General features: G+C 57.2%; 12 protein-coding genes. 7 read left to right on the top strand and 5 right to left on the bottom strand.

All coding sequences use genetic code 11. The features are described from left to right. Positions 1-10 precede the first annotated feature (10 nt). Positions 11-916 carry a LysR family transcriptional regulator gene (locus OKX01_RS14900; RefSeq protein ID WP_108728639.1) on the bottom strand — a complete coding sequence of 302 codons (906 nt, stop codon included), beginning with the start codon at positions 914-916 and terminating at the stop codon, positions 11-13. A gap of 244 nt (positions 917-1,160) precedes the next feature. Here OKX01_RS14900 and OKX01_RS14895 point away from each other — a divergent pair, with 244 nt between their 5' ends. The 4 genes from OKX01_RS14895 (at position 1,161) to OKX01_RS14880 (ending at position 6,966) form a co-directional block, all read left to right on the top strand. Next, positions 1,161-2,549, top strand: a complete 1,389-nt coding sequence (locus OKX01_RS14895) for a VOC family protein (protein WP_264671999.1) — start codon at positions 1,161-1,163, stop codon at positions 2,547-2,549. Beyond that, complete coding sequence (locus OKX01_RS14890) at positions 2,546-3,850, top strand: NAD(P)/FAD-dependent oxidoreductase (protein WP_264671998.1); 1,305 nt, start codon at positions 2,546-2,548, stop codon at positions 3,848-3,850. The genes OKX01_RS14895 and OKX01_RS14890 overlap by 4 nt, the downstream gene beginning before the upstream one ends. 28 nt (positions 3,851-3,878) lie before the next feature. Then, positions 3,879-5,408, top strand: a complete 1,530-nt coding sequence (locus tag OKX01_RS14885) for an aldehyde dehydrogenase family protein (protein WP_413544457.1) — start codon at positions 3,879-3,881, stop codon at positions 5,406-5,408. Between the two features lie 154 nt (positions 5,409-5,562). Next, positions 5,563-6,966, top strand: a complete 1,404-nt coding sequence (locus tag OKX01_RS14880) for an amino acid permease (protein ID WP_230019210.1) — start codon at positions 5,563-5,565, stop codon at positions 6,964-6,966. Between the two features lie 48 nt (positions 6,967-7,014). Here OKX01_RS14880 and OKX01_RS14875 read toward each other — a convergent pair whose 3' ends face one another. From OKX01_RS14875 to OKX01_RS14860, 4 genes are all read right to left on the bottom strand, one after another. Then, positions 7,015-8,316 carry a sulfate adenylyltransferase subunit 1 gene (locus OKX01_RS14875; RefSeq protein ID WP_094197572.1) on the bottom strand — a complete coding sequence of 434 codons (1,302 nt, stop codon included), beginning with the start codon at positions 8,314-8,316 and terminating at the stop codon, positions 7,015-7,017. Next, a complete protein-coding gene (cysD, locus tag OKX01_RS14870) occupies positions 8,316-9,227 on the bottom strand; it encodes a sulfate adenylyltransferase subunit CysD (protein ID WP_094197571.1) in 912 nt (303 codons plus the stop codon). The genes OKX01_RS14875 and cysD overlap by 1 nt, the downstream gene beginning before the upstream one ends. Positions 9,228-9,236: 9 nt before the next feature. Continuing rightward, positions 9,237-9,974 carry a phosphoadenylyl-sulfate reductase gene (locus tag OKX01_RS14865; protein WP_264671997.1) on the bottom strand — a complete coding sequence of 246 codons (738 nt, stop codon included), beginning with the start codon at positions 9,972-9,974 and terminating at the stop codon, positions 9,237-9,239. 187 nt (positions 9,975-10,161) lie between these two features. Next, on the bottom strand, positions 10,162-11,052 hold the full coding sequence (locus OKX01_RS14860) for a DMT family transporter (RefSeq protein ID WP_264671996.1): 891 nt from the start codon (positions 11,050-11,052) through the stop codon (positions 10,162-10,164). 152 nt (positions 11,053-11,204) lie between these two features. Here OKX01_RS14860 and OKX01_RS14855 point away from each other — a divergent pair, with 152 nt between their 5' ends. The 3 genes from OKX01_RS14855 (at position 11,205) to ahpF (ending at position 15,105) form a co-directional block, all read left to right on the top strand. After that, complete coding sequence (locus OKX01_RS14855; protein ID WP_094197569.1) at positions 11,205-12,641, top strand: PLP-dependent aminotransferase family protein; 1,437 nt, start codon at positions 11,205-11,207, stop codon at positions 12,639-12,641. Positions 12,642-12,832: 191 nt separating this feature from the next. Further along, positions 12,833-13,396 carry an alkyl hydroperoxide reductase subunit C gene (gene ahpC / locus OKX01_RS14850; protein WP_042488726.1) on the top strand — a complete coding sequence of 188 codons (564 nt, stop codon included), beginning with the start codon at positions 12,833-12,835 and terminating at the stop codon, positions 13,394-13,396. Positions 13,397-13,512: 116 nt separating this feature from the next. After that, a complete protein-coding gene (gene ahpF, locus OKX01_RS14845) occupies positions 13,513-15,105 on the top strand; it encodes an alkyl hydroperoxide reductase subunit F (RefSeq protein ID WP_264671995.1) in 1,593 nt (530 codons plus the stop codon). Positions 15,106-15,436 lie beyond the last annotated feature (331 nt).

The raw sequence follows: 15,436 nt of genomic DNA, 5'->3' as shown, positions 1-15,436 counted from the left end.
CGCCCCGGCCTCAGTCCGGGGCGCGTTCATGCGCGATTTCCGCTTGTAGCCATTGCCGAAATGCGATCAATGGTGGGTAGTCGCCGCGTCCCGCCGGACAGGCCAGGTAGTAAGCCTCCGTGTTCAGGCAGGGTGAGTCCAGAGCCAGGACCAAGTCTCCGCGACTGAGCTCCTGTTTGAACAGAAATGTGGGCAGTAAGGCAATCCCAAGGTTGGAGATAGCCGCCTGTGTAATCAGCGCAAACTGATCAAGCAGCATGCCGTGAATATGCACGTTCTCCACGCCGTTGGCGTTGAACCAACGCTCCCAGGCATCGGGCCTGGAGACCAGATGCAGCAAAGGTGCCTTGAGCAAGTCAGCGGCCGTCTGGAACTGATAGTGCTCGCGAAGGGCGGAACTGCAGGCCGGCACCACGGTTTCTGACATCAGAAAATCCAGATTCGCCCCCGGCCAGTCGGGCAGGCCGTAATGGATGGCGGCATCCACATTTTCCATATGAAAGTCAAACGGTTGCAGGCGCGTCAGCAGGTTGATGGTGATGCCGGGGTAGGCAGCCACAAATTCTGGCAGTCGGGGGGCAAGCCAACGAGTCCCGAACGTGGGCAAGATGGCCAGGTTCAGCGTTCCGCCATGCGGATTGGCCTTGAACCCCAGGGTGGCGTTGGCAATGCGTCGAAGAGCATCGCTGAGTTCTTGGGCGTACGTGCTACCCGCCTGAGTCAGACGAACCGTCTGGCGCTCTCTGACGAAAAGATCCGCGCCCAATATTCCTTCCAGCAGTCTGATCTGTCTACTGACGGCGCTTTGGGTCAGGTTCAGCTCGCTCGCTGCTGCCGTGAAACTGCCTAGCCGTGCGGCGGCTTCAAAGGCAATCAGGACGTGCATGGGAGGAAGAAAACGTTTGGGAATGGACATGCTTGTTTGTTAAGGGAAAACGTTTAGTCATTCTAGTTAGGAATGACTTGAGTTGGAATCATCGTTTGACCCCTCTTGCCTGTGCTCACAGAATGAGGTGCAAGATAGTTAAGTATTTCAGGCTTATAAGATGACGGACTTCCGCTGGCTGTGGTGTGAAGGAGTGCATGCGGGTACACGGAAGTGATTCACTAATGGACTGACCTTGCCTTGTCGCCAGGTCATGCAATTTGCTGGCGGTTCTATGGACACCTCTGTTTTTGTTTCTAAGGACGAAATCCGTTCCCGATTCTCAGGCGCCATGTCGGCCATGTATCAGCAGGAGGTGCCGCAGTACGGGGCCTTGTTGAGCCTGGTGCACGAGATCAACGCCAGTGTGCTCAAGCATGATCCAGCACTGCACAGCGCCTTGCGACAGCAGTCGGAGTTGACCCGTCTGGATGTGGAGCGCCACGGCGCCATTCGGGTCGGTACCGCGGCGGAGCTCAAAGGGATTGCCACGATCTTTGCCGTCATGGGTATGTATCCCGTTGGCTATTACGATCTGTCGGTGGCGGGCGTACCCGTTCACTCCACCGCGTTCCGCCCTGTGGACGACCACGCATTACAAACCAACCCCTTCCGGGTGTTTACCTCTTTGCTCAGACTGGAGCTGATAGAGGATGCGAACCTGCGGGCGCAGGCGGCTGCAATCTTGTCGCAACGGTCTATTTTTCCGTCCGGCTTGCTGGAGTTAGCGGAACAGGCGCAGGTGGCCGGTGGCTTGACCGAACCGCAGGCCAAGGAATTTGTGGCCGCCGCCACCGCCGTATTTCGCTGGCATCGCCAAGCGACTGTCGATCAGGATACGTATCGCAAATTGCATGCGGCACATCGTCTGGTGGCCGATATTGTGTGTTTCAAGGGCCCCCATATCAATCACCTGACTCCCCGAACCCTGGATATTGATGCGGTACAAGAGGCCATGCCCCAACGGGGTATTCCCGCCAAAGAGCTGATCGAAGGCCCACCGCGCAGGCGCCATCCCATTCTGTTGCGCCAAACCAGTTTCAAAGCTTTGGAAGAGGAGATCGAGTTTGTCGGTCAGGCTGGGGTGGGGTCTCATACCGCGCGTTTTGGTGAGATAGAGCAACGCGGCGTGGCTTTGACCCAGGCGGGCCGGGCACTTTACGACTCCTTGTTGGCGCAAGCCAGAGATGCCGGGCAGCAAGCCGCTACTACGCAGACGTATGCTGAACGTCTCCAGCACGTGTTTGCTCAGTTCCCAGATGACAGCGATGAAATGTACGAGCGTGGGCTGGCTTTTTTTCGGTTTGAGCCACGGGACCCTGCTATCTGGCAGCAGGAACTGGCTGCCGGCCGGCCCTGGAACCTGCCTGATTTGATCAAGCGTGGCGTGGTCGCATTGCGCCCCATTACTTACGAGGATTTCTTGCCGGTTAGCGCGGCGGGGATTTTTCAGTCCAATCTGGGCGATGCGGAACAAAAAAACTACGTGTCGCAGGCGGCCCGATCTGAGTTTGAACGTGATCTGGGTAGCCCCGTGCTGGACGAAATTGAACTTTACCGCGCTGCTCAGACGCGTTCCGAGCACGCCTTGCATCAGCGCTTTCTGGCGGAGTCGGGCGCATGAAAGCGGACCAGCGCAGTCACGGACTCTGGCAGGCCTCAGCGCCACCCGCTCCGGTCTGCGAGCGTTTGCAAGGCCCTGTCCAAGCGGATGTCGCGGTTATTGGCGCCGGATTCACCGGTTTGTCCGCGGCCTTGCATCTGGCTCAGGCCGGAGTGCGGGTGGTGGTTCTGGAAGGGGCGCAGATCGGGTTTGGAGGGTCGGGACGCAATGTGGGTCTGGTCAATGCTGGCCTGTGGCTTGAGCCAGAGGCACTGCTCAAGACATTGGGTGCGCATTACGGGGGGCGCCTGTTGCATTTGTTAAGTGGGGCACCGGCTGCCGTGTATGAATTGGTGGCCCAACACCGGATGGATTGTCAGGCCGTGCAGACCGGCACTTTGCACTGTGCGGTAGGCGCGGGCGGTCTGCGTAATATCCGGAAGCGTTGGCGCCAATGGCAAGACCTTGGGGCGCCGGTCGAGTTGCTCAATCAAACACAAGTGGCTGCGGCTACCGGAACGACCGCTTATGCGGGCGCTTTGCTGGACCGGCGCGCGGGCACGCTCCAGCCTTTAGCCTATGTTCGAGGTCTGGCCCGGGCTGCGATCACGGCGGGGGCCCGCATTTATGAGCAAAGTGCCGTCAGGCGGGTTGAGGACGGCCGCACGCACTGGGTGTTGCAGACGCAGGACGGTGAAGTGTTGGCGCCCTGGGTCATTGTGGCGACCAATGCTTATACCAGTGAGGTCTGGCCAGATCTGCCCGCAGAGCTGGTGCGTCTGCCGTATTTCAACGTGGCTACGCAACCGCTGGATGCCGCACTGCGCGCCCAGATTCTGCCGGGAGGGCAGGGCGCATGGGATACGCGTTCAGTTTTATCCTCGTACCGTTTCGATCAAGCGGGTCGCCTGGTGTTTGGCAGTGTGGGGGCATTGCGTGAACGTGGACGGGCGATACATACGGCGTGGGCGCAACGCGCATTGCAGCATTTGTTTCCGGCCCTGCGGCATGTGCAGTTTGATTATGAATGGTATGGCTGGATAGGGATGACCTCCGATGCCGTGCCCCGCCTGCACCAACTGGGGCGACAGGTCCTGTCCTTTAGTGGTTACAACGGGCGAGGCATTGCCCCTGGGACGGTCTTTGGGCGCGAGCTGGCGCATTTGATTTTGGGTCGGATCAAGGTGGAGGACCTACCTTTACCTGTGTCCCCACTCAAACCGGTCCCATGCAAGCCGGTGAAAGAGGCGGTTTATGAATATGGCGCGCAGTTGGCGCATCTTGTCGGTGCCCGCAGTGTCCAGGGGCAGCGTCGGTCTTGAGGACAGACTTTTTTTATGAGGTACAAGCATGACTCACACAGCCATAACTCACACAAGCGAACTGGCGCATTCCACCCTGGCCCAATTGGGTGTGACGGCTGCGCTCGATGTTTCAGGGGGAATGTCGGTGCGCTCGCCTATTGACGGGGACATTCTGGCCCATCTGCGGCCTCACAGCAGCCAGGAGCTTAGCAAGGCGATTGCCCGTGCCCATGATGCCTGGCAGGTGTGGCGTACCGTGCCTGCACCGGCACGAGGTGAGCTGGTTCGATTGCTGGGCCAGGAACTGCGGGCCGAGAAGCAGGCTTTGGGCCAGTTGATTTCCCTGGAAGCTGGAAAGATCACGAGTGAAGGCTTGGGCGAAGTCCAGGAAATGATTGATATCTGCGACTTTGCGGTGGGGCTGTCCCGACAGCTCTATGGTTTGACCATTGCTTCTGAACGGCCCGGCCATCGCATGTTGGAAACCTGGCATCCCTTGGGAGTGGTTGGGGTGATCACCGCCTTCAATTTTCCCATGGCGGTGTGGGCCTGGAATACCGCCCTGGCCTTGGTGTGTGGTGATGCCGTGATTTGGAAGCCCTCCGAAAAAACACCCTTGTCCGCCTTGGCGTGCCAGGCGGTCTTTGAGCGGGCAATGGCGCGTTATGAGGCCGGGCCGGCGCACCTGAGCCAGGTGCTGATTGGCGGGCGCGAAGCCGGAGAGATACTGGTCGATGACCCCCGGGTTGCGCTGGTGTCGGCCACCGGCAGCACGCGGATGGGCCGGGAAGTGGGGCCTCGTGTGGCGCGTCGTTTCGGGCGTGTTTTGCTGGAACTGGGAGGCAATAACGCCGTTATTGTCACGCCTAATGCGGATCTGGATCTGGCGGTCCGAGGGATTGTCTTTGCGGCAGTCGGGACGGCGGGGCAGCGTTGTACCAGTACACGACGCTTGATTGTGCATCGCAGTATCAGTGAACAACTGGTGGAGCGGCTCAAGCAGGTGTATGGCAAGCTCAGGATTGGTAATCCTTTGCAGGAAGGAACGTTGCTGGGGCCTTTAGTTGATCAGGCCGCCTTTGACGCGATGCAAACTGCACTGGATGCGGCGCGTGCTCAAGGGGGGCGGGTGACCGGTGGAGAGCGGGTACTGGAGGATGAGTTTGCATCGGCTTATTACGTCAGGCCAGCCATCGTGGAAATGGACAGGCAAACCGATACGGTACGGCAGGAAACCTTTGCGCCTATTTTGTATGTGCTGCGCTACGAGGAACTGTCCGAGGCGCTGGCGTTGCAAAACGATGTTCCACAAGGCTTGTCGTCCGCCATTTTCAGTAATGACTTGCGTGAAACCGAGGCGTTTTTGTCGGCCAGTGGTTCCGATTGCGGTATTGCCAACGTCAATATTGGTACGTCCGGGGCGGAGATCGGCGGTGCCTTTGGTGGGGACAAGGAAACCGGCGGGGGCCGCGAGTCCGGTTCCGATGCCTGGCGTGCCTATATGCGCCGGGCGACCAACACCATCAACTACTCCCGGGAGTTGCCTTTGGCGCAGGGGGTGAAGTTCGATCTCTGACGCTGCTTGAGTGTTCAGACGGAGGGCCCGAGCCACTACTGGGCAGGGCCTGGCTGTTGGGTGACGGGCGCCTATAGCAAGCGAAGCATATCGTCGGGGCGCCTCGGGTGGGTCAGAACTGACCCGCCAGTGAATAAAAAGCGAGGAGACAATAATGACCATGCCTGAACAGGCAGGCCAGGGTGCGCTCGCGCCCGGCCTGAACTCAAGACAGATGTCCATGATTTCTATCGCGGGGATCATCGGTGCCGGACTGTTCATTGGATCGGCCAATGCCATCGCGAAGACCGGGCCGGCAGCGGTACTGTCCTATATCTTGACGGGAGCATTGGTGCTGCTGGTCATGCGTATGTTGGGCGAGATGGCTGTCGCCAATCCGGATAGCGGTTCATTTTCCACCTATGCCGCGCGGGCGATCGGGCCCTGGGCGGGTTTTTCCATTGGCTGGCTGTATTGGTGGTTCTGGGGTTTGATCATTCCCGTCGAAGCCATTGCTGGGGCCTATATCCTGCATCAATGGATGCCGGATATCCCTTCGTGGCTGTTTTCCATTGTCATCATGGTCGCCTTGTCGGTGACCAATCTGTTTAGCGTCAAGAATTTTGGCGAGTTTGAGTTCTGGTTTGCTTTGATCAAGGTGCTGGCCATCATTGTGTTTATTGTGGCTTGTCTGTGCGCCCTGACTGGTTTCTGGCCCTGGGTTGAGGGGGGCAAGGTGCCGATGATTCCCGTGTTCAGCAATTTCGCGCCGCAGGGCATGGGGGCCGTGCTGGCGGGCATTCTGATTACGATGTTTTCATTTTTTGGGGCGGAGATCGTGACGATTGCCGCCGCCGAAACCGATAAGCCCCAGGAAAAGATACGTAAGGCGACCAATCTGGTGGTCTACCGTATTTCCCTGTTTTATGTGTTGTCGATTTCCTTGATTGTGCTGATCGTCGGTTACGACGATCCCAGGCTGATGCAGGTGGGGTCATTTCAGCGCACGCTGGAAGTTCTTCGCTTGCCCGAGGCCAAGCTGGTAGTGGATGTGGTGGTGCTGATCGCGGTGACTTCCTGCATGAACTCCGGCTTGTACACGGCCTCTCGGATGATTTATTCCCTGTCCGTCCGTGGTGATGCCCCTGCTTGTATTGCCAGGGTATCGTCCAAAGGTGTGCCTTATAACGCCGTGCTTGTATCGACCTTGGCCGGTTTTGCAGGATGTCTGGTCAATTATCTCTTGCCCGGACAGGTGTTTTCGTTCTTGCTGTCCACAACGGGGGCGATTGCCCTGATCGTTTATCTGGTCATTGCCGTGTCCCAACTACTGTCGCGTCGCCAGGCGGAAAACGCAGGCATAGATTTGCCATTCAAGATGTGGTTTTTCCCCTGGCTGACCTATTTGTCCATCACGCTGATTCTGGCAGTGCTGGTGTATATGGCGATGGTGGAGGCGTACCGTTATCAGTTAGCCATGACGTTGGGCGTGAGTGCGTGTATTGTGCTGGCGGCCTTTATAAGGCTCAGGCGCGGTTCGGGACAGCTCCAGCCAGTCAGACAGCAAGGGGCGTTGTGATCCTATGCGGTGCCTGCGGCAAGGCTTGGGTCTGCCGCAGGCTGGTCTTTATACGCGCTTTTGGACCAGGCCAGCCGCCACGGTCTGGTTTGTGCTGGGGTCGATCAAGATGAAAGAGCCGGTACTGGAATGATCCTGATAATCGTCCAGCACCAGCAGGTCGCGGCTGACCAGGCTGACACGGCCAATATCATTCAGGGACAAGGTGCCGGTGGCTTGCTGCTCTTGCAAACTATGTACATCGCGCAAGGCATGAACGGCTTGCACCTTGGCTTGCGTCAGACGAGTGCCTTGCTTTAACCAGTAAGAGCGGGTGGTATTCAAGGCTTGCTCGTCCAGCCAACATAGCTGCGCATCAAAGTGTTTGCTGGTGTTGACGTCCTCATGGGCCAGTGTCAGCAAATCGCCCCGTGAAATATCCAACTCACGATCCAATACCACGGTCACCGCGTCCCCGTCGCTGACGGAACCTTGTTCCGTGCCAGCGCGAAATAATTGTGTGATGACGGCGGTTTTCCCGCTAGGCCATACTTGAACGCTATCGCCCACATGCAGGCGGCCACCATTGAGCTGACCGGCATAGCCCCGAAAGCCGTCAGCGCGGCTGCCACCATGACGCGCTACCCATTGCACAAACAATCGGGCAGGGCGCTGAATGTTCTCGCGCAGATCCAGCGATTCGAGTAAAGGCAGCAGCGGCAAGCCTTGATACCAAGGTGTGTGCGGCGATGCCTGGGTGATGTTCTCACCCTTCAAGGCTGAAAGCGGAATGATGTGAAAGTGTTCAATCCCCAGCTGCGTAGCCAGTTGCCGATAGGCGGCATGAATGCGGTCGAACACGGCCTGATCCCAATTGACCAGGTCCATCTTGTTCACCGCTACGACGATATGATGCAGGCCCAGCAGTTTGGCAACGGTGCTGTGGCGCTTGGTCTGGGTCAGTAGCTCTCCGTCTTGGGCGCGATGTGCATCAATCAGAATGATGGCAGCCTGTGCGGTGGAGGCACCCGTAATCATGTTGCGGGTGTACTGCTCGTGGCCGGGGGTATCGGCCACGATGAACTTGCGTTTGGGAGTCGCGAAGTAGCGGTAGGCCACATCAATGGTGATGCCTTGTTCGCGCTCGGCTTCCAGGCCATCGGTTAGCAGGGCCAGATCGGGTTCGGCGTCCTCTCCGCGCTTGTACTTGGAGCGTTGGATGGCCGCTATCTGGTCGGCAAACACGCCCTGGCTGTCCACCAGCAAACGGCCAATCAAGGTGGATTTTCCGTCGTCCACGGAGCCAGCAGTAATCAGACGCAGCACGCCTTGATCGGCAGCCTGCAGCCAGGCGTCATTGACGGTATTCATTAGAAATATCCTTGTTTCTTGCGGTGTTCCATGGAGGCCTCAGACGTCTGGTCATCCATACGGGTGGCACCGCGTTCGGTAATCGTGGCCAAGGCGGTTTCAGCAATAATGTCCTGCACGGATGCGGCGGTAGAGAGCACTGGGCAGGTGCAGGAAATATCGCCTACGGTGCGAAAACGCACATCGCGCCATTCGGGGGTTTCGCCATCGAGCAAGGGAGTCAGCGGGGTGATGGGAACGATCAGGCCCTGACGCTCCACCACTTCGCGCGAGTGGGTGTAGTAGATGGACGGCAGATCAATGGCTTCACGCTGGATGTATTGCCAGACGTCCAGTTCGGTCCAGTTGGAAATCGGGAAGACGCGCAGGTTCTCGCCCTTGTGAATACGGGTGTTGAACAAGTGCCACAGCTCGGGGCGTTGTGCTTTGGGGTCCCATTGGCCGAACTCGTCGCGAAAGGACACGATGCGCTCTTTGGCACGGGCTTTTTCTTCGTCGCGGCGGGCACCACCGAAACAGGCATCAAAGCCAAATTCGGCAATGGCTTCCAGCAAGGTGACCGCTTGGGCGCCGTTGCGGCTGGCTGTCTCATGACGCAGCACCACGGTGCCGCGCGCAATGGAATCTTCCACGCTGCGTACTATCAGCTCGGCGTTCAGTTCAGCGGCGCGGCGGTCCCGAAATTCGATCACTTCCGGGTAATTGTGGCCGGTGTCCACATGCATCAAGGGAAACGGCAGCGGGCCAGGCGCAAAGGCTTTTTGGGCCAGTTGCAGCAGCACGGCGGAATCCTTGCCGCCGGAGAACAGCAGCACGGGTTTTTCAGCTTCGGCGGCGATTTCGCGCAGAATAAAAATGGCCTCGGCTTCCAGCCAGTCCAGATGAGTACGGGTAGAGAGTGGTTCGCCCATGGGGTTCCTTCAGGTGTTGACACGGCTATTCAGATTGCTGGCATGCAGGCCGCATTCCAGGCTGTCGCGCTGTTCCCACCACCAGCGCCCGGCGCGCACGTCTTCACCGGGGCGAATGGCACGCGTACAGGGCTCGCAGCCTATGGAGGGGTAGCCCTGGTCGTGCAGTGAGTTGTAGGGGATGCTCAAGCCACGGATCACGGCCCACACATCGTCCTGAGTCCATTCGATCAAGGGGTTGAATTTCTGCAGTCCAAAGACGCTGTCGTATTCCTTGCTGGACAGCTCGGTACGGCTGGCGGTTTGCTCGCGGCGCTGGCCGGTAATCCAGGCCGATCGGCCTTGCAAGGCACGGCGCAAGGGTTCCACTTTGCGGATCGCGCAGCATTCCTTGCGCAGCTCCACGCTTTCGTAGAAAGCATGCGTGCCATGGGTGCGGACGTGTTCTTGTACCCGCTCCGGATCAGGATGAAAAAACAGGATGGGGCGTTCATAGTGCTCCTGGATATGGCGGCCCAGTTGCAAGGTCTCTGCGTGAAGGCGGCCGGTATCCAGGGTGATCGTGTCCAGCTCGGGGGTGTAGATGGACATGGCATGAAACAGCACCATGTCTTCGGCGGCCAGGGAACTGGCCAGAACGGCATCCGTGTGTTCGCGTGCGATGATTTGCAGATCGTCGCGTAGCTGTTTCCACAGCATCAGTGGCCGGGCGCTCAGGGCAATCGCGGCAGGGGCTTGGGCGGGCATGATCAGATGTCCTTGCGGCAATACCAGCACCGCCCCTGCTCAAAACGGAGTCACGTGGGCCGCGCTATTGCCTTGCATTGGTTCATGGGATGATGAGCCAGTGTGCTTGCGCGAGCCCACGCTGGGAACGAAGTATTAGTTAGGTGAATATGCTCTTGCTGTATTTAGCCGCCTTGTCATTGCGTTTTCAGGCGCGTCGGCTGGCCGCAATAATGGCAATGATGACGATGCAGGACAGCCAGGTCAGCAGGTCCACTTGCTCGCTTAACCACACGGCGGAGATCAGCACGGTCAGAAAAGGCTGGGCCAGTTGTACCTGTCCAATACGGGCCACCCCACCCATGGCCATGGCCTTGTACCAGGGGAAAAAACCCAGCAAGGACGAGAATAGGGCCAGGTAGAGCAGGGCCATGACAGACTGGGCGGCAGGCATTTCTGTCATGGAAAAAGCGAGCCCCAAGGTGGCAGGAATGGTCAGCGGCAAGCTGGCGGCCAGGCACCAGCAAATGGTGCGCCAGCCTCCCAGGGTGCGAGCCACACGGCCACCTTCGGCATAGCCTACGCCAGACATGAACACAGCCAGGGCCAACCAGATATCGCCGGTTTGCAGCGCGCCTTCACCAATATAGAAAGCGTAAAGCAGTACCAGTACGGCACCGAGCAGGCTCAACATCCAGAAGCGGCGACTTAAGGGTTCATTGCTACGGGCCGATGAAACAATCGCGGTCGCCAGAGGAATCAGCCCGCTTAACACGGCCCCGTGCGAGGACGGTACCGTCTGCATGGCAATTGAAGAGAACACCGGCCAGCCCACGATTACACCCGTACACGAAAGGGCAATACCACGCCATTCCGATGCCGTGGGGCGGCGGCTGCGGGTGGCCAGCAAGATGAGGGCTGCGCACACCCCGCCGATACTGGCTCGTGCCATCCCCACCAGCCAAGGGTCAAAGCTTTGCACCGCCAGCCGTGTCATGGGCAAGGTGAAGGCAAAGACGATAACCCCGATAAAAGCGTAGACATAGATCAGCAGTGCTGGGGTGGAACTGGGCATGGGAAGGCTGGTGCTGCGGCTCATGAAAATCACCACGGATAGGAAATAGGTTGATCACAGCTTTGAGCTTAAAATAAATAGGCGGTACAGTTACGATACAGTTAACCAGTCAGTCGATCAGACTGTATTGGTCGCATCACCGCTACAGTCGGTTTTCACGATTAAAGGTCAGCATCATGGAATGGTTGGATTGGCAGCCCGTGCGGGGTTCGGACGTGACACTAAGCGATCAGTTGGTTGCCTGGGTGCAGCAAGCCCTGCATTTGCGCTATCGGGGCGGCAGCCGGCTCCCTTCGGTGCGTCGATTGGCGCAGTCTGCTGGGGTCAGCCCCCATACCGTAGTGGCTGCTTACGACAAGTTGATGGCCTTGGGCCTGGTGGAGTCTCGACCCGGTTCAGGTTTCTTTGTGCGGGTGCGTAGCTCTGGGCGCCTGCGTTCCGAATCCTTGCACGTAGAAAAGAATGAGCCGCGCAAGATAGATGTGAACTGGATGCTGAACAGTTTTATGGGGCAGAGCGACAGCGCGGGCATTCCCCGTCAGTGGCTGGACAACGACATGATTCTGGCGGCCTTGCGGCAGGTCAGCCGTAGCGCGGGCTCTAACTTGCTGGGCTATGGGCATTCACATGGCTATCGTCCCTTGCGCCAGCATATTGCGGGGCAACTGGAAGACAGCGGCATACAGGCGGATCCCGATACCCAGCTTGTCTTGTGTAGTGGCGTGACGCAGGCGCTGGATTTGCTTTTGCGCCATTGGTTGCGTCCGGGTGATGCGGTTGTTGTGGAAGATCCAGCCTGGTATTTGCTGTTTGCTCGTCTGGCTGTGGTGGATGTGCGGGTGTTCAGTGTGCCACGCCGTGCAGATGGTCCGGATCTGGCTGTCTTGGAGCAACTGGCGCGTGAGCATCGTCCACGTCTGGTCATTCTGAATACCGTGGTGCATAACCCCACCGGCTTTAGTTTGAGCCCGGCGGCGGCACACAGCATTCTGACCTTGGCTCAGACCTGGGACTTTCACATTATTGAAGACGATACCTATAGCGAGCTGCATGCCAGTCCTGCCTGTCGTCTGGCTCAGTTGGACCAGTTGAACCGCGTCACCTTGGTTGGGGGCTATTCCAAGGTGATGGCTGCTGGTTTGCGGGTGGCTTACATGGCAGCGGCTCCCGAGCTTTTACAGGCTTTGGTGAATTTGAAAATGTTGGCGGGGCTGACCTCGCCGGAATTGGGCGAGCGGGTCATTCACCGAGTGCTGGTAGACGGTGCCTATCGCAAGCATCTGGATCGCTTGCGTCGTCATACTGATCGCGATAGGCACAGAACGTTGGAGCAACTGGCTCACTTGGGTTTGGCTCCGGACGCGCCGCCCCAGGCGGGCATGTTTGTTTGGGTGGATACGGGCGTGGATACGGAAAGTTTGGTGCGCGCTTTGGGGCGTCCTGGCCATTTATTGGTGCCAGGGGCCTTGTTTTGTCCGCAACAGCAACTATCTACTTATATGCGCATTAATGTTTCTTTAGGCGATGATGCGCAGTTTTGGCAGGATTTTGCCCGTTGTTTAGTCAATGCCCAGCAATCCTCCAGTCCTGCGCTCAGCGAAGTAGCCTTATAGCTTGAACGCTGATAGTTGCACTGTCATCTCGCTCTGTTAGCATAAGTCTGTGCGACGCATAGAAAGAAGTTTTTATGCGACGTGCGATAGCTAATAGCAATGAGCGTTATTGCATTAATCAATTTTACTAATCGTCAGTGGCTTCCTATAATGGCTTTACTGTCAATGATTAATCACTCACCGGAGCAAATATGTCTTTGATCAACACCGTCATCAAACCTTTTAAAGCACAAGCTTTTCACAACGGCAAATTTATCGAAGTCAGCAACGAAACCGTTGCCGGTAAGTGGGCTGTTTTTGTTTTCTACCCAGCCGACTTTACGTTTGTTTGCCCAACCGAACTGGAAGACTTGGCCGACAACTACGCCGAGTTCCAAAAAATGGGCGTAGAGGTTTACTCCGTGTCCACCGACACTCACTTTGCTCACAAAGCATGGCACGACACCTCGGAAGCCATCAGCAAAGTGAACTACCCAATGATCGGTGACCCTACTCATCAGCTGTCGCGCAACTTTGACGTGCTGATCGAAGAAGAAGGTATCGCTTTGCGCGGTACGTTCGTAGTGAACCCAGAAGGCGAAATCAAGGTTCTGGAAATCCACGACAACGGTATCGGCCGTGTGGCTTCCGAGCTGCTGCGCAAAGTTAAGGCTGCTCAGTACATCGCCGCTCACCCCGGTGAAGTTTGCCCAGCCAAATGGGAAGAAGGCGCCAAGACGCTGACTCCTTCCCTGGATCTGGTTGGCAAGATCTAAGACCTTTTAAACACGGGTCTTAAGCGGTGGTCGGCGCGCTGCGCCGCCACCCCGGTGCCTGACCGGTTCAGGCACCTCAAGTTGTTTCGTTCAGTACAGGATAAAGGGCGTTTCACATGTTAGATGCAAACATCAAAACTCAATTGAAGGCATATCTCGAGAAGATCACGCAACCGATCGAGATCGTTGCGACGCTGGATACTGGCGCCAAGTCCGTCGAGCTGCGCGAACTGTTGCAAGAAATTGATGGTCTGTCCGACAAGACCAGCTATCGCGAAGATGCGGATGCGCAAGAGCGTAAGCCTTCCTTCCAAATTAACCGTCCCGGTACCGACATTAGCGTGAGCTTTGCGGGTATCCCGATGGGACACGAATTTACCTCTTTGATCCTGGCCCTGCTGCAAGTGGGTGGCCATGAGATCAAGCTGGATGCCGCTGTGATTGAGCAGATCCGTAATCTGCCCGGCGACTTTGTTTTTGAAACGTATTTCTCGCTGTCGTGCCAGAACTGTCCTGACGTGGTGCAGGCCTTGAACGCCATGTCCGTGATCAACCCACGTATCAAGCACGTGGCCATTGACGGTGCCCTGTTCCAGGACGAGGTTCAGCAGCGCAACATCATGTCGGTTCCGGCCGTGTTCTTGAATGGCGAAATGTTCCATCAAGGCCGTGCCAGTGCTGAAGAGTTGCTGGCCAAGCTGGATACGGGCGATAACTCGGCTCGTGCTGAAGCCCTGAATGCCAAGGACGAGTTTGATGTCCTGATCGTCGGCGGTGGTCCTGCTGGTGCAGCCGCGGCTGTGTACGCTGCTCGCAAGGGTATTCGCACGGGTGTATTGGCCGAGCGTTTCGGTGGTCAGGTTCTGGACACCATGTCTATCGAGAACTACATCTCGGTGGTCGAGACCAATGGTCCTGCCTTTGCCACCGCGCTGGAGCAGCACGTTAAAACGTACGATGTGGACATCATGAATTTGCATCGTGCCAAGGGTATTCGCCGCGAAGGCAAGCAGGTCATTGTGGACGTGGATGGTGGCGCTCAACTGAAAGCCAAGTCCGTTATTCTGGCCACAGGTGCCCGCTGGCGTGAACTGAATGTGCCTGGCGAGCAGGATTACCGTAACCGCGGTGTGGCGTACTGCCCGCACTGTGATGGTCCTTTGTTCAAAGGCAAGGATGTGGCGGTGGTCGGCGGCGGTAACTCCGGCGTTGAAGCAGCGATTGACCTGGCTGGTTTGGTCAAGCACGTTACCTTGATTGAGTTTGGCGATGCCTTGCGGGCTGACCAGGTTTTGCAGAACAAGCTGCGCAGCATGCCTAATGTGACGATCATTACGCAGGCTCAGACGACGGAAGTTCTAGGTGACGGCGCCAAGGTTGTTGGTTTGAATTACCTGGATCGTCAGACTCAGGAAGCCAAGAGCATCAAGTTGGACGGTGTGTTCGTTCAGATTGGTCTGGTGCCCAACACGGAATGGCTCAAGGGCAGCGATGTGGCTTTGTCGCGCCATGGCGAGATCGAGGTTGATGTACGCGGCGCTACTTCGCTAACAGGTGTATTTGCTGCAGGCGACGTGACGACTGTGCCTTACAAGCAGATCGTGATTGCTGCCGGTGAAGGTGCCAAGGCTGCCTTGAGCGCGTTTGATTACCTGATCCGTAGTTCGGCTGAAGTTGAAGAACCGGCTGCGGAGCAAGTGACTGCTTAAGTCTTTCTGATTGTTGGATCTTGCTGTTCAAGAAGGCCACCCTGTTTAGGGTGGTCTTTTTTTGTTTTTCACCGAATGTGATTAGAGGCTGCTGTTAGGCATTAGATGTGAAGAAGACGCGACCCGCATCGCTTGGAGATGCGCTTGAGTCAATAAGATATTCAGGGTGAACGTGAGAACGTGCCAAGACTGTAGCAAGTCGCTAGAGGAATGGATGCTGATGCTTGCAAAAGGATTTGGCGTTTAGGGTATGGTTTCGGGAAGATCAGGCCGTTTGTAGGGACGTTATTTGTTATTATTCTTATATGTCACAGGACATAAATGAGTTCCA

This window comes from Alcaligenes sp. SMD-FA (assembly GCF_025960365.1).
Taxonomy (GTDB): Bacteria; Pseudomonadota; Gammaproteobacteria; order Burkholderiales; family Burkholderiaceae_B; genus Alcaligenes; species Alcaligenes aquatilis.
The sequence above is the reverse complement of the archived record's forward strand: the minus strand, read 5'-3'. Positions and strand labels throughout refer to the sequence as shown.

Excerpts from the sequence above, each read along its gene's own strand:
- OKX01_RS14900 (WP_108728639.1), bottom strand. The coding sequence starts at position 916 with ATGTCCATTCCCAAACGTTTTCTTCCTCCCATGCACGTCCTGATTGCC.
- OKX01_RS14895 (WP_264671999.1), top strand. The coding sequence starts at position 1,161 with ATGGACACCTCTGTTTTTGTTTCTAAGGACGAAATCCGTTCCCGATTC.
- OKX01_RS14890 (WP_264671998.1), top strand. The coding sequence starts at position 2,546 with ATGAAAGCGGACCAGCGCAGTCACGGACTCTGGCAGGCCTCAGCGCCA.
- OKX01_RS14885 (WP_413544457.1), top strand. The coding sequence starts at position 3,879 with ATGACTCACACAGCCATAACTCACACAAGCGAACTGGCGCATTCCACC.
- OKX01_RS14880 (WP_230019210.1), top strand. The coding sequence starts at position 5,563 with ATGACCATGCCTGAACAGGCAGGCCAGGGTGCGCTCGCGCCCGGCCTG.
- OKX01_RS14875 (WP_094197572.1), bottom strand. The coding sequence starts at position 8,316 with ATGAATACCGTCAATGACGCCTGGCTGCAGGCTGCCGATCAAGGCGTG.
- cysD (WP_094197571.1), bottom strand. The coding sequence starts at position 9,227 with ATGGGCGAACCACTCTCTACCCGTACTCATCTGGACTGGCTGGAAGCC.
- OKX01_RS14865 (WP_264671997.1), bottom strand. The coding sequence starts at position 9,974 with ATGCCCGCCCAAGCCCCTGCCGCGATTGCCCTGAGCGCCCGGCCACTG.
- OKX01_RS14860 (WP_264671996.1), bottom strand. The coding sequence starts at position 11,052 with ATGAGCCGCAGCACCAGCCTTCCCATGCCCAGTTCCACCCCAGCACTG.
- OKX01_RS14855 (WP_094197569.1), top strand. The coding sequence starts at position 11,205 with ATGGAATGGTTGGATTGGCAGCCCGTGCGGGGTTCGGACGTGACACTA.
- ahpC (WP_042488726.1), top strand. The coding sequence starts at position 12,833 with ATGTCTTTGATCAACACCGTCATCAAACCTTTTAAAGCACAAGCTTTT.
- ahpF (WP_264671995.1), top strand. The coding sequence starts at position 13,513 with ATGTTAGATGCAAACATCAAAACTCAATTGAAGGCATATCTCGAGAAG.